The following is a 13,785-nucleotide window of genomic DNA, read 5'->3' on the forward strand; positions in this document are numbered from 1 at the left end:
AAGGGGTCAGGGGCCGAGCGGCTCGTAGACGGTGATCTCACGGGAGGCGAGGCGGGCCAGGCAGTCACCGACGACGTGCTTCTGGAAGTGCTCGGACGCACGGTGCGCCTCGAACGCGGCGGCGTCGGTGTACTCCTCGTAGATCATGAACCGTCGCGGGTCCTCGGCGGAGACGTGGGCCTGGTAGACGAGGTTGCCCGGCTCCTGGCGGGACGGCGGGGTGATACGCCGGATGACGTCGGCGACGGCGTTCTCCTCGCCGTCGCGGGCGGTCCACACGGCTTGCACGACATAGGTCATGGCCCGCGACTTTAGGACGAAGGTCGCGCACTGTCACATCGCGGCACGGTGCTTGACATATCGGATCGGTCCCGCTTAACGTCCCGTTAACCGACAGGCACAGACGAAGACACCCCTGTCAGTGGTCTTCGTCTGTGCCTTCAGTCGTTCCCGTACCGCTGGCAAGGGTTCCAACCCCCCGAAAGGCGGCGGGCATGAACGACGGCCCTGCGAACACGAGAACGGCGGTCATCCGCGGCGCGGGAGACGCGGCCGACCTCATCGACACCCTCAAGAGCCTGAGCGGCCGGGCCAACGGGATCTGGTTCCTCGCCCTGGCGGGACTGTTCCTGGACGCCTACTCCAACGCGGCGCTGGGGGCCGGCCTGTCCCCGATGGTCAAGCAGCTGGGCCTGTCGCCCACCCAGGTCGGCGTGCTCACCGCGATGGCCCCGGCGATCGCGATCGTCTCCAACCCCTTCGGCGGCTGGCTCGCCGCGCGGATCGGCCGGGTCAGGCCGCTGCTGATGACGAAGGTCGTCTTCGCGATCGGCGCGCTGCTGACCGCGGCCGGTTCGGACTTCGCGACCGTCTTCGCCGGCCGGGCCCTGGTGGGCATCGCCTACGGCATCGACTTCGCGGTGGCGATGGCGCTGCTCGCCGAGTACACCCCGGCCGCGCTCAAGGGCAGGCTCAACTTCTGGCAGGGCGTCTGGTACACCGCCACGACCACGAACCTCCTGCTCACCCTGGTGTTCTACAAGCTGGACACCGGCACCGACATCTGGCGCTGGTCCGTCGGCTCCTCGGCCGCCTTCGCGCTGATCCTGCTGATCCTGCAGCTGGCCTTCCTGGTCGAGAGCCCCACCTGGCTGGCGTCCAAGGGCAGGCTGGGGGAGTCCGTGGCGAACCTGCGCCGGATGTACGGGTTCACCGCCCAGGCAGGGGAGCCCGAGACGGAGCGGGCCGGCACGTCCGGGCACAAGGTCGGGCTGCGGGACGCGGGCGTCCTCTTCCGCCGCCCCTACCTGCCCCGCACCGTGCTGTCGACCACGATCTCCCTCACCCAGGCCATGCAGTACTTCGCCGTGGGCTGGTACCTGCCGGTGATCAGCCTCGAACTGTTCGGCAAGGAGTTCGAGAAGGCGACCCTGGGCTCCATGGCGTTCAACGCCGTCGGCATCATCGGCGGCTGCCTGTCGGTTCAGGCCGGCCGCCGGCTGGGTCTGCGGGTCAGCTCGATGACCGGGTACGCCGTGGTGTTCGTCGCCCTGCTGATCATGGGCGCGACCTTCAAGCAGCTGCCCCTCGGGCTGGCCGCGCTCCTGCCGGCGCTGTTCATCTTCTTCCACTCCGCGGGCCCCGGCCCCAACGGCAAGTCGATCGCGGCGCTGTCGTACCGCAGCGACATCCGCACGCTGGGCACCGGCGTGACCGGCATGCTCGGCAGCCTCGGATCGGTCGCGGGCCTCTACCTGTTCCCGCAGCTCCAGGCGGGTATCGGGGTCGGTAACAGCCTGATGCTGCTGTCGGTGGTGCCGCTGGTCGGCCTGCTCACCTGCGTGGCGATCAAGTGGGACCCGACCCGCGTCGCGGTGAACCTGGAAGCGGAGCCGATCCACCTCCAGGAACGCCAGCCGGTGTCGGCCTGACCGGTGTCCCGTCCGGACACGATGAAAGGACCTTCGCGGATGACCAGGGAACGCCGTCGAGGCGTGCTCAGCATCGATGAGGGAACCACGGGAACGCGTGCCGCCGTCGTCCTCGACGACGGCGGCACGACGCCCCCCGCGTACCTGCCCATCTCGGTCCGCTCGCCTGACCACCTGCGCGTGGAGCAGGACGGCGCGGAGATCTGGGTGAACACCCTGCGGGTCTGCCGCGAGGTGCTGGACTGGGCGTCCGCGTACCAGGTGGAGATCACCGGAGTGTCGATCTCCACGCAGCGCGCCACGGTGCTGCTGTGGGACACGGTGACCGGCTCGCCGCTCAGCCAGGCCGTGGTGTGGCAGGACCGCAGGTACGCCGCGCGGCTGCGGGAGTGGGAGCCCGACTGGGACGCGCACCTCGCCGAGCACACCGGCCGGCCGGTCGGCTCCCGGGCGCCGCTGCTGTGGGCGGCGGAGGAGCTCGTCCGCAACGAGGCCGCCGCCCGGGCGCACGAGGCGGGCAGGCTGGCCTTCGGCTCGATCGACACCTGGCTGGTCTGGAAGCTCACCGGGGGAGCCCGCCAGGTCATGTCCGCCACGAACGCCGTGGCCGTGGGCGCCTACGACCTGCGGACGGGAGACTGGCACGAGCCCTGGGTGCGCTTCCTCGGCTGCCCGCGCGACCTGCTGCCGCGGATCGTCGACGACGACGGCGACTTCGGCGTCACCGACCCGGCGGTCCTCGGCGTGCGGCTGCCCATCCTGTCCGTCATGGGCGACCAGCACGCCGCCATGATCGCGCTCGGCGCCCACCGGCCCGGTCAGGCCATGTGCGTCCACGGGACGGGCACGTTCGTTGACGCCGTCGCGGGTGATCGGCCGCCCGTCCACCGCCGCCGGGTACCCGGGGTGCTCACGCTGGTCGGCTGGCGGTCGCAGAGCGCGTCCGTGTTCAGCGTGGAGGGGTACGCCCCGACGACCGGCTCGGCGATGCGCTGGCTGTGCGAGGAGATCGGGCTGTTCGAGTCGCCGAGCCGGCTGGCCGAACTGGCCCGCGAGCACACCGGGCCGACGCGGGTGAAGTTCGTCCCCGCCCTGGCGGGCATGCGGACTCCGGTCTGGTCGCCGGAGGCCGGCGGCATCCTCACCGGGCTCAGCCTGTCCACCACCCGCGCGGAACTGGCCCGCGGCATCCTCGAAGGTTTCGCGCATTCGGTGTGCGACCTGCTGGAAGGCGTCGAGGAGGTCCTGGGCAGGCCGGTCACCGACCTGTTCTGCGGCGGCGGGCTGGCCACCAGCGACGTGCTGATGTCCAGCCAGGCCGACCTGGCCGGCCGGCCCGTGCGGCGCGCCCGCGACAACGAGACCGCCAGCCTGCGCGGCACCGCCTACCTCGGCGGCGTGCGCGCCGGGCTCTGGCCGGATGTCGCGGCGGCCGTCGCCGGGCTCGGGACGGCCCCCGTCTTCGAGCCCGCCCTGCCCGACGCCGCGCGCCAGGAGGCCCGCGCCGAGTGGCGCGACCTGCTCGCCCGCCACATCACCGCCGGTGCGCCGGGGCCCGCGTCCCGCGGCCCCGAACCCGACTCACAGGAGGAATCAACGTCGTGATCCGGCTTCCCCAACGCAAGGCGAGGTCAGAGACGAGGAGCGCCATCCGCCGCACCCCGCTGACGCTCGACCGCCGGCAGCAGATCGAGCGGCTCACCTCCCGGCCCGTCGACGTCCTCGTCGTGGGCGGCGGCGTGACCGGCTGCTACACCGCGCTGGACGCCGTCACCCGCGGCCTGACGGTGGCGCTCGTGGAACGGGACGACTTCGCGTCGGGCACGTCCTCCAAGTCGTCGAAGATGGTGCACGGCGGCCTGCGGTACATCGAACAGGGCAACCTGCCGCTGGTCCGGCGGTCGCTGCTGGAGCGGCAGCGGTTCCGCCGCAACGCGCCGCACCTGGTGCAGCGCCTGCCGTTCGTCTTCCCGGTGCTCGCCCAGGACGGCGTCTTCGACGCGCGCATCGCCAAGGCCTTCGAGGGCCTGCTGTGGACGTACGACCTGGCGGGGGGATGGCGCATCGGCCGGCTGCACCAGCGGCTCACCGTCCCCGAGGTGCTCGTCCGCGCGCCGCGGCTGCGCGCCGACCGGCTCAAGGGCGGGCTGCTCTACTACGACAGCCGCACCGACGACGCGCGCCTGACGCTGACCATCGCGCGGACCGCCGCGCACTTCGGGGCGACCGTGCTCAACGGCGCCACCTGCCGCGGCCTCATCCGCGAGGACGGCAGGGTGCGCGGCGCGACCGTCGAGGTCGACGGCCGCGAGATCGACGTGCGCGCCGGTGTCGTGGTCAACGCCACCGGGGTCTGGGCGGACACGCTCGACACCCTGTCGGACCCCGGCCACCGGGCCCGGATCCGTCCCGCCAAGGGCGTGCACATCGTGCTGCCGTGGACCCGGCTGCCCATCGACGGCACCGTGACCGTGCCCGTCCCGGGCCGGGCCCGCCGCGCGACCTGCACCCGCTGGGGGGACGTGGTCGTGCTCGGCACGACCGACACCGACTACGACGGCTCCCTGGACGAGGTGCTCTGCACCCGCAAGGAGATGCAGTTCCTGCTCGACGGGGCCAACACCGCGTTCGACGCCGACCTCACCCCCGCGGACGTGGTCGGCTCGATCGCCGGGCTCCGGCCCCTGGTCGGGAACAAGGAGGGCGCCACCCTCGACCTGAGCCGCGACCACGCCATCTCGACGGACGCGCACGGGCTCGTCACCGTCACCGGCGGCAAGCTCACCACCAGCCGCCACATGGGCGAGCTCGTGGTCGACGAGGCCTTGAAGGTACTCGGCCGCCAGGCCCGCTGCCGCACCGTGCGGCTCCCCCTGCTGGGCGGCGCGGGCTACGACGCGGAGGCCACCTCGGCGACCGGGGGGCTGGGCGCGCACCTGGGCGAGCGGTACGGCACCGAGGCCCGGTTCGTCGCCGACCTGTTCACCGAGGACCCCTCCCTCGCCGAGCCGATCGTCGAGGGCACCGCCTACCTGCGGGCCGAGGTGGTCTACGCGGCCCGGTGCGAGCTGGCGCGGACCGTGGACGACGTGCTGTCCCGCCGCATCCGGATGCGGGTGTTCGCCCGGGACCTGTCGGTCAAGGCGGCCCCGGAGGTCGGCCGGCTGCTCCAGCGGGAACTGGGCCTGTCCGACGAGGAGGTCGCCCGGCAGATCGACGACTACGTCTCCGGCATCGACCGGGAGAAGACCGTACTGATGGAGGAACTTTCATGATCAGCAGGCAGACCATCACCCATCCGTTCAACCGAGGCGACTACGTCGTCGGCGCGCCCACTCCGCCCCGCTGGGCAGCCGACTGCCCGCCCGGCGACGGGAAGGCCAGCCTGCAGGGCGCCGTGGTCGAGGTTCCCGCCGCGGTCGTGGCCGAGCTGCGCGCGACCGGCGCCACCGTCCACACCGACCGGGACGAGGTGATCCTGCGCACCCGCGACTGGTGGGCGGGCACGTCCATCGGCGAGACGGACGGCAACCCGGCCACCCCGGACGCCGTGGTCGTCGAAGCGGCCGACGAGGAGCAGGTGGCCGCCGTGGTCCGCGTCTGTCACGCGCACGGCATCCCGCTGACGGTCTCGGCCGGCCGCAGCAACGTCCTCGGTGCGGCCCTGCCGGTGTTCGGCGGGGTGGTGCTGGACGTCTGCGCGCTCAACCAGATCATCTCCTTCGATGCCGAGGCGATGATCGTCGAGGTGCAGGCGGGCATGTTCGGCGACCTGTTCGAGAAGGAACTGCAGGAGGCGCACGGCGTCACCACCGGGCACTGGCCGTCCGCCTTCGCGATCTCCACGGTCGGCGGCTGGGCCGCCTGCCGCGGCGCGGGCCAGCTGTCCACCCGGTACGGGAAGATCGAGGACATGGTCGTCGGGCTGGACGTGGTCCTGCCGGACGGCACCACCGCGAGCTACGGCACCTACCCCCGGGCCGCCGTCGGGCCGGACCTGCGCCAGCTGTTCATCGGCTCAGAAGGCACGCTGGGCGTGATCACCCGGCTGCGGCTGCGCACCCACCGGCTGCCCGGCTACGCGGCGGGCCTCGCGTACGGGTTCGACACGTTCGCCGCGGGCCTGGACGCCTGCCGGGAGATCCTCCAGCGGGGCGCGACCCCCGCGGTGCTGCGCCTGTACGACGCGCACGAGAGCGGCACCCACTTCGGACAGCCCGGCACCAACCTGCTGCTCATCGCCGACGAAGGCGACCCCGCGCTGGTGGACGCCGCCATGGCCGTGGTCGAGGAGGTCTGCGCGGAGCGGGCGCCGGTGAAACTCGACGGCGACGCGATCCTCGCCCGCTGGCTGGACGAGCGGATGATCGTCGGCAAGTCCGGTGACGGATTCGCCAAGGGCCCCGGCTTCGTCGCCGACACCTGCGAGATCGCCGCGCCGTGGTCGTCGCTGCCGGTGATCTACGACGAGGTGGTCGCGGCCATCGAGGCGGTCCCGGGGACGCTGCGCGCCTCGGCGCACCAGTCGCACGCCTACACCGACGGCGCCTGCCTGTACTTCTCGCTCCGCGGCGAGGTGGAACGGGCCCGCCGCCGCGAGTGGTACCGGGCCGCCTGGGACGCCGCCAACGAGGTGCTCATCCGGCACGGAGCCGCGATCAGCCACCACCACGGCGTCGGGCTGCTGCGCTCGCCGTACGTCGAGCCCTCGCTGGGCAGCGGCTTCGGCACCCTGGTGGCGGTCAAGCAGGCCCTGGACCCGGCCGGGATCATGAACCCGGGCAAGCTGGGGCTGCCCAGCCGTTTCGGATCCTGATGCGGGTCCTGCATAAGGTGGACCGGTGAGCTCTCGTCCGAAACGTCCCGTGGATCGACGCCTTCTGGCCGCGCTGGCGGAGTACCCCGTCATGGCGTCGCTGGTCGGCGTGGCGATGGCGGACCGGTTCACCACGACCTCGACCCCGCTCGGCATCCTCGCGTCGGTTCCGCTCGGCGATCTCGCGGCGACGGTCCAGCGGACCGCCGCCGCGGGCAAGATCGTGTTCGTCAACATGGACTCGACCCCCGGTCTGGGCCACGACCCCGGCGCCCTGACCTACCTCAAGGGGATCGGGGCGGTCGCGATCTGCTCCACCCGTGCGGCGATCATCGAACGCGCGAGCGGCCTGGGCCTGCTGGCCATGCAGAAGGTGTTCGTGACGGACCGCTCCAACCTGCACCGCAGCGTCCAGTCGATCTCCCGCTCCCAGCCGGACCTGGTCCAGTTCATGCCGGCGGTCGTGCTGCGGTACATGGAGCAGCAGGCCAGGGACCTCGGGGTGCCGTACCTCGCCGCCGGGTTCGTCCAGGACGAGGCGGACGTCGTCGAGGCGCTCCAGCACGGCGCGGCCGGGGTCTGCACCTCGGACCAGGAGCTGTGGGAGCTGCGCCGGTCGGCCCTGCGCGCATCCTGAACCACCTCCGGCCCGCCTGCGCGCGTGTGCGCGCGGGCCGGTCAGGTGCGTCAACCCATCGCTGACTCATCGGCGGCAGGCCGCGATGAGCGTTTCCCGCACGGAAGGACGACTTGATGGCGCCCGTAGAGCCGCGGCTGTCCGGCCCGCAACCCGGGCCGCCGCCTTCAACGGGTCATGTGCCCAGTGAGGCGCGCCGGTCGGACACCGGCCAGGGGCCGCGGATGGGTGGCTCGGATCTGGCGGCGACCGGCCCGGGGGCGCGGGCGGGTGGCTCGCGCCTGATCCGGAGGACGCGGATGGGCGGGTCGCGTCTGGCGGCGGTCGCGCCTCCCGTCTTCGTCGTGCTCTGGAGCAGCGCGTTCATCGCGGGCGTTCCAGGGGTCGAGGCGGCTCCGCCCCTGCTGCTGATGTTCGCGCGCTTCGCCCTGGCCGGAGTGCTGCTGGCCGGGTACGCCCTGGTCACGCGCACCCCCTGGCCGCGTGGCCGGGTCGCGGCGCACATCGCCGTGGCTGGCCTGCTGATCCAGGCCGTCCAGTTCGGCTGTTTCTACGCCGCGCTCGGGATGGGCTTCCCGGCGGCCGTCATCTCTCTCGTCCAGGGACTCAACCCCGTCGTCATCGCGCTGGCCGCGCGCTTCCTCGGTGAGACGGTCACCCGGCGGCAGTGGGCCGGCTTCGCCCTCGGCGCGACCGGCGTGATCCTCGCGGTCGCCGACCGGGTGAGCCTGCCGGCCGGGGGCGTGGTGCTGTGCGTGGCCGGACTGCTCGGGCTGAGCCTCGGCACCCTCTACCAGAAGCGCTTCGTCCCGGCCATGGACGTCCGCACCGGCACCGCCGTGCAGCTTCTCGTCAGCGCCCCGGCTGTCGGGCTGGTCTGCGTGGCCGTCGAGACCCCTCGGGTGTCGGACTGGACGTCGTTCGGCGGGTCCGTGGCCTGGATGGTGCTGGTCAACTCCATCGCGGCGTTCACCCTGCTCAACATGATGCTGCTGCGCTCGTCCGCCAGCCGGGTGAGCACGCTGTTCTTCCTGACCCCCTCGGTGACGGCGGTGCTGGCCTGGCTGCTCGTCGGCCAGTCGCTGGGGCCGCTCGTCATCGCCGGGCTCGTGCTCGGCGGGGCCGGTGTGCTGCTGGCCAACCGGCAGGCCGCAACGGTCCGCGGTTCTGAACCGTCCCGCCAGGGTGAATAGCTGGGGCGGACCGGATGAACTTTTCCGGCGCGACTCGAACCTGACCGAGCAACTTGTCTAGCTTTGTGCCGTGTCACCTGAACGTGCATCCTTAGTCCGTGTCCTCCGCGCGACCGGCGTCCTCGTCGTGGCCCTGGCCGCGACGCTGGGCATCCTTGCTGGTCCCGCCTCCGCGCATCTGACGCGCAGCCATGCCGAACTCGTAGTGAGCACCTCCGCCGGGCTCACAAGCGGTCGCTTGGTTGTGCACCGAGACGTCATAACCCCCGAACGTGCCGGAGCCTGGGCGGCCGGGCTCCTGGAAGGCGGATGCCCCGTCAGCGCCCACGGCGTGGCCGGCGACACCGGCGGCATCCCCGGCGGCGTGGTCGTCGAACTCGCCTGGTCGTGCGCCGTTGACGGCCTGGACCTGAGCGCCCTGCTGCGCGCGGGAGGGCTCTCCGAGATCATCGCCGAGTTCGACGGCGTCACGTCCAACGTGACGGCCGCGCTGCCTGTCGTCGACGCGACCGGTTCGCACGCGGGCGGCCAGGACTGGCCGGTGCTGCCCGTCGCGGCGTCGCTGCTCGGCCTGCTGCTGGCTGTCACCGCAGTGACGTGGCTGCGCCGCCGTAGGCGCTGGGCCGTCCTCGTGGCGGTCACGGCGGCGACTGCGGTGCTCGTGCCGGGCACCGCCGCGATGGCCGCCGCGAACGCCCCCGAGACGGACAGTCCCACACCCGCCGCGAGCGCCCCCGAGACGGGCAGTCCCACTCCCGCGGCGAGCACGCCCGAGACGGGCAGTCCCACTCCCGCGGCGAGCACGCCCGAGACGGGCAGTCCCACTCCCGCGGCGAGTGCGCAGCCGAAGGCCGGCGCCCTCACCGGCACCCTCGCCCTCACCACCGCCAACCCGAAGGCCGGTTCGCCGGTCACCTTCAGCTACACCACCGACAAGCCGAACGCGCTCAACTGGGTCGGCCTGTACGGTCCCGACGACAAGCCCGGCTCCGTCGCGTCGAAGACCTGGGTCAGGGCGCCGCTCGCCTCGGGAACCGTCACGCTGGACACCCGCTCCCTCGGCGAGGGGTCCTGGAGCGCGCACTTCCTGGCCGACGACGGCTACGATCCGCTGAGCGCCCCGGTGACGTTCACCCTGACAGGGGCCGGCTCGGACGACGTGACCGTCGAGGGCACCGTCTACGCCGACAAGGACGGCGACGGCGTCAAGGACGACGGAGAGAAGGGTCTCCCGGGCGTGTCCGTCACCGACGGCGCCCGCTGGGCGACCACGGGAGCGGACGGCGGCTACACGCTGACCGTCGACCGCAACCGCAGGGAGACCGATCTCGTCAGCGTCGTCTCGCCCAACGGCTACACGCCGGCCCTGCGCGACGACTTCGTGCCGGCCTTCTTCCACGAGGTGAAGGGCGGACAGGGGCCGCAGAAGGGGCTCGACTTCGCGCTCGTCCCGGACACCAACGCCGCCAATCCCAAGGAGAAGTGGCTGATGGTCTCGGACGTCGAGGTGAGCAACACCAACGACGCCCAGGCGAAGAACACGCTGCCGCGCTGGCAGGGCCAGGTCGAGGCGATGTCCGAGGTGCACGGCGCCACGCTGACCATGACCACGGGCGACCTGACCGTGACGGACTACGCGGAAGAGCCTCGCCGCCAGGGCGGCTACGACATCCTGCGCGAGGGGCTGCGCAAGGGCAAGCTCGGCCACCCGTACTACCCGGTCATCGGCAACCACGACGTCGGCGGCACCGCGACCTCCTCCGGATACGGCGGCAGCCTGGAGTACTGGCGCAGGAACATGGGCCCCGAGTGGTACAGCTTCGACCGCAACGGACGCCACATCGTGGTGCTGGAGGACAACTACGACTCCAGCGGCCTGGCGCCGCAACTGCAGTGGCTGCGCGAGGACCTGCGCAGGCACGCGACCGGCAAGCAGGTGCTCGTGTTCGCGCACCGCTCGCTGTTCACCCGCTGGGGCCCCGGCGCCGGCATGCAACCGACCGTCGACGAGCTGAGCAAGTACGACGTGCGGATGTTCGCGGCCGGGCACAACCAGCAGGCCGAGTACCGGCGGGGCGCGTTCGCCAGGTCGGTCGAGGTCAACAACATGGGTGTGTACGGCATCGACTCCGCCAGGCCGGACTACAAGATCCTCGACTTCGGCGGCATCACCGACGACCCCGGCACCCAGCGTAACGAGGATGTCGGTTACATCGCGGGCACGCACCGCCAGTTCGAGGTGGACGACGATGTCGCGCTGGTCAGCCCCGCACAGGGCAGCGTGCACGGCGCGAAGGGCGGCGTCCCGGTCGAGCTGTACGCGGAGGACGACGACCGGACCCCGAGCACGGCGGCGCTGACCGTCCGGGCCGGGAACGGCAAGGAGGTCTGGCGTGAGAGCCGCCTCGAGTTCGGCCGCGAGACCAAGACCACCGGCCGGGTCAACTGCTACACGCCTCCTGGCGGCAAGGCCGAGCCGTGCCCGACGGCGCACGTCTCGTGGACCAGGGTGAGTTCCCGGATCACCGGCCTGCATCCCGGCACGTACACCGCGGAACTGGTCGCGGTCGACACGGCCGGCAAGCCGTGGCCGGCGGTCAAGACGACCTTCGAGGTGGTCGCCGACGCCCGTCTCAACCGTCCGGAGCTCGGCCAGGACTGGACCGGGCAGGGCGGGGACGAGGAGGGCCGCTCGTCGGCCAAGGACGACCCGGGCGCGCGGCTGAACCTGCGCTGGGCGGCCAGCACCGGTGAGCAGTTCCACCTCAACGGCGCCGCCGTGTCAGGCGGCAAGGTCATCGTCGCCTCGCGGGCGTTCGACTCGCCGTACAGCATGATGCTCGCCTACGACGCGCTGACCGGCGCGGAGGCGTGGCGAACCTACCTGGACGGCGACGCCGAGTCCTTCCCGACCGTGCACGACGGCAAGGTGTACCTCACCACCGGGGTCGGACGCGTCTACGCCCTGGACGCGGAGACCGGCAAGGTGGCCTGGGAGACGATCGACGACGAACAGGTCAAGGGCTCGACCGTGCGGCGCTACGGCCGGGCGGGCGGACCCGTGAGCGTCTTCGACCTGCCGGGCCGCACGGTGGCGGTCTACCAGGCATGGGACACCGTGCGCTGCCGCGACGCGCGGACCGGCGACCGCCTGCCCGGCGGGTTCGGCGCGCCCGCGGCCTGGGGCCAGTTCCACAGCATCGCCGTACGGCGGCCCGGCGCGACCACCGCCTACCTGCACTCGGGGTCCAGCCAGTCGCTGATCGCGATGGATCTGACCAGCTGCACCCAGCAGTCCTCGGTGGACACCGGCGGTGACCTGTTCACGGAGTCCTCGCCCGCCTTCACCGACGCGGGGCTGGTGACCGCGACGTCGTCCGGCGTCCGCGGCCACGACCTCAAGGCGGGCGCGAAGGTGCTCTGGCAGGCCAAGCTCGGCACCGCGAACACCTGCGAGCCGGGTCCGCCGCCGGTGACCAGCCCGGCGACCCGGGGTGCGATGGCCTATGTCGCGAGCGTGGACGGCGTGGTCAGGGCCTACGACACGGCCTCGGCCGATCCCGCCAAGCCGGTCTGGGAGACGCCGCTCGGTTACCTGCCCGGTGAGAGCCCGATGGACGACCCGTGGCGGGTCGCCGCCGGGTGCGCGGCGGCCGGCCCCGGCTCGCCGGCGATGCATCCGCTGGCGACCGAGACCGTGGTCTACGCGACCACCTGGGACGGCCGCGTGGTGGCGCTGGACCGGGCGACCGGTCGCAAGCTGGCCGAGTACAACCTGGGCGGCGGCGTGGCGTCGTCGCTGTCGGTGAGTGGCGACCTGCTGTTCGCGCTCACCGACGACGGCTCGATCCACGCGCTCGCGGCCACGAAGGTCCGCGGCGAGTGATCATGGTTCGGGTTCTGACCCGCCTGCTCGCTGCTGCGGGCCTGGCGGTGCTGATCCTGCTGGGAGCGGCGGGTCCGGGGTGGGCACACCCCTTCGGCCCGCCGCTCGCGGCGAAGGTGACCGCCCGCGGTGACACGGTGCAGGTGACCTGGTCGGCGGCGGCCGACGACCTGGCCAGGCTCGACCGGGCGCTCGCCGGCCGGGGCGAGCAGGTCGGCGCCTACCTCGGTGAGCACATCGGGGTCTGGCAGGACGGGACGGCGTGCCCGCTGACGGCGACGCGGACCGAGGCGCTCGCCGCCTCCGGCGCGGTGCTGTCCTTCCGGTGCCGGGCCGAGGTCCGGGCCGTCACCCTCAGGATCACCGCCCTCACCGACGTCGACGCCGCGTACCGGACGGTGTCCACGACTCCGGACGGCGCGGGCGCGCTGCACACCGCCACGGCGCCCGCGCACGTGTTGCGCTTCGACGGCGCGGCGGGCGACGTGACAGGCGCTGCGGCGGGCACGCCGATCGAGTTCGCGGCACTCTGGACGGCCGAGCTGTCCTCGCTCGTGGACAACCAGGTCGTGCTGCCACTCGCGCTGCTGGTCGCGCTGGTGGCGGGGGCGGCGCACGCCTGCGCTCCGGGACACGGCAAGACCCTGACGGCCGGGTACCTGGTCGGCGGCAACGGCCGGACCCGTGACGCGGTCCTGCTGGGCGTGGTGGTGGCGGTCATGCACACCGTGTCGGTGGCCGTGCTGGCCGTCGGCTGGTGGCTGACCGTGGACGGGTCGTCCTCCTTGGGGGGCGTGACACGGTGGCTGCAGCTCGCGTCCTCGCTCGTCGTCCTCGCTGTCGGCGTGGGACTCCTCCTGCGGCACCTGCGCGGCCAACGCGGACAGCACGGTCATGGTCACGGCCACGGTCACGGTCACGGTCACGGGCACGGGGAGGCGGGCTCGTTGCTGACCTGGCGGGGCATCGTGACGATGGGTGCGTCCGGTGGCCTGCTGCCCTCTCCCTCGGCCTTCCTGCTGCTGCTCACGGGCCTGCTCACCGGCAGGGCGGCGTTCGCCCTCGCCATGGTGGCGGCGTTCGGCGTGGGGATGGCGGCCACGCTCGCGGGGGTCGGCATCGCCGTCCTGCGAGGCAGGAACGCGGTGGAGAGCGTGGCACGATCGCCGAGGCTGCGCCGATGGAGCCGTCGCCTGCCGCTCGCCGGGGCGTCGCTGGTCGTCGCGGGCGGCCTCGTGTCCTCCGTCCTCGCGGCCGTCGCGGTGGTGGGCTCCTGACGGCCGCGGGCGGTGGACGACGGGCGCTCCGGTGGCGGGACCCGT

General features: G+C 72.5%; 9 protein-coding genes. 8 read left to right on the forward strand and 1 reads right to left on the reverse strand.

Annotated features, from left to right (window positions below):
• Positions 1 to 6: 6 nt before the first annotated feature.
• Positions 7 to 300 (reverse strand): putative quinol monooxygenase, encoded by a 294-nt coding sequence (locus ABT294_RS14975; protein ID WP_350806099.1) that lies wholly within the window; start codon positions 298 to 300, stop codon positions 7 to 9.
• Positions 301 to 494: 194 nt separating this feature from the next.
• Here ABT294_RS14975 and ABT294_RS14980 point away from each other — a divergent pair, with 194 nt between their 5' ends.
• The 8 genes from ABT294_RS14980 to ABT294_RS15015 all read left to right on the forward strand — a co-directional run bounded on the left by ABT294_RS14980 (position 495) and on the right by ABT294_RS15015 (position 13,740).
• On the forward strand, positions 495 to 1,931 hold the full coding sequence (locus ABT294_RS14980) for an MFS transporter (protein ID WP_350806100.1): 1,437 nt from the start codon (positions 495 to 497) through the stop codon (positions 1,929 to 1,931).
• A gap of 39 nt (positions 1,932 to 1,970) precedes the next feature.
• A complete protein-coding gene (locus ABT294_RS14985) occupies positions 1,971 to 3,536 on the forward strand; it encodes an FGGY family carbohydrate kinase (protein WP_350806101.1) in 1,566 nt (521 codons plus the stop codon).
• Positions 3,533 to 5,206, forward strand: a complete 1,674-nt coding sequence (locus ABT294_RS14990) for a glycerol-3-phosphate dehydrogenase/oxidase (protein WP_350806104.1) — start codon at positions 3,533 to 3,535, stop codon at positions 5,204 to 5,206. The genes ABT294_RS14985 and ABT294_RS14990 overlap by 4 nt, the downstream gene beginning before the upstream one ends.
• Positions 5,203 to 6,747, forward strand: coding sequence for an FAD-binding oxidoreductase (locus tag ABT294_RS14995; RefSeq protein WP_350806105.1), 1,545 nt, complete (start codon positions 5,203 to 5,205; stop codon positions 6,745 to 6,747). Before ABT294_RS14990 ends, ABT294_RS14995 begins: the two co-directional genes overlap by 4 nt.
• 25 nt (positions 6,748 to 6,772) lie before the next feature.
• Positions 6,773 to 7,384, forward strand: a complete 612-nt coding sequence (locus ABT294_RS15000; RefSeq protein ID WP_350806106.1) for a glycerol-3-phosphate responsive antiterminator — start codon at positions 6,773 to 6,775, stop codon at positions 7,382 to 7,384.
• Positions 7,385 to 7,608: 224 nt separating this feature from the next.
• Positions 7,609 to 8,577 carry a DMT family transporter gene (locus ABT294_RS15005; protein ID WP_350806108.1) on the forward strand — a complete coding sequence of 323 codons (969 nt, stop codon included), beginning with the start codon at positions 7,609 to 7,611 and terminating at the stop codon, positions 8,575 to 8,577.
• Between the two features lie 244 nt (positions 8,578 to 8,821).
• Positions 8,822 to 12,463, forward strand: coding sequence for an outer membrane protein assembly factor BamB family protein (locus tag ABT294_RS15010; RefSeq protein ID WP_350806210.1), 3,642 nt, complete (start codon positions 8,822 to 8,824; stop codon positions 12,461 to 12,463).
• Between the two features lie 2 nt (positions 12,464 to 12,465).
• Positions 12,466 to 13,740: a hypothetical protein gene (locus ABT294_RS15015; RefSeq protein WP_350806109.1), complete on the forward strand. Its 1,275-nt coding sequence runs from the start codon at positions 12,466 to 12,468 to the stop codon at positions 13,738 to 13,740.
• Positions 13,741 to 13,785: the final 45 nt, after the last annotated feature.

The sequence above is a fragment of the Nonomuraea sp. NPDC000554 genome, from assembly GCF_040300065.1.
Classification (GTDB): Bacteria; Actinomycetota; Actinomycetes; order Streptosporangiales; family Streptosporangiaceae; genus Nonomuraea.

Coding starts and splice junctions, on each gene's coding strand:
- ABT294_RS14975 (WP_350806099.1), bottom strand. CDS start 300: ATGACCTATGTCGTGCAAGCCGTGTGGACCGCCCGCGACGGCGAGGAG.
- ABT294_RS14980 (WP_350806100.1), top strand. CDS start 495: ATGAACGACGGCCCTGCGAACACGAGAACGGCGGTCATCCGCGGCGCG.
- ABT294_RS14985 (WP_350806101.1), top strand. CDS start 1,971: ATGACCAGGGAACGCCGTCGAGGCGTGCTCAGCATCGATGAGGGAACC.
- ABT294_RS14995 (WP_350806105.1), top strand. CDS start 5,203: ATGATCAGCAGGCAGACCATCACCCATCCGTTCAACCGAGGCGACTAC.
- ABT294_RS15005 (WP_350806108.1), top strand. CDS start 7,609: ATGGGTGGCTCGGATCTGGCGGCGACCGGCCCGGGGGCGCGGGCGGGT.
- ABT294_RS15015 (WP_350806109.1), top strand. CDS start 12,466: ATGGTTCGGGTTCTGACCCGCCTGCTCGCTGCTGCGGGCCTGGCGGTG.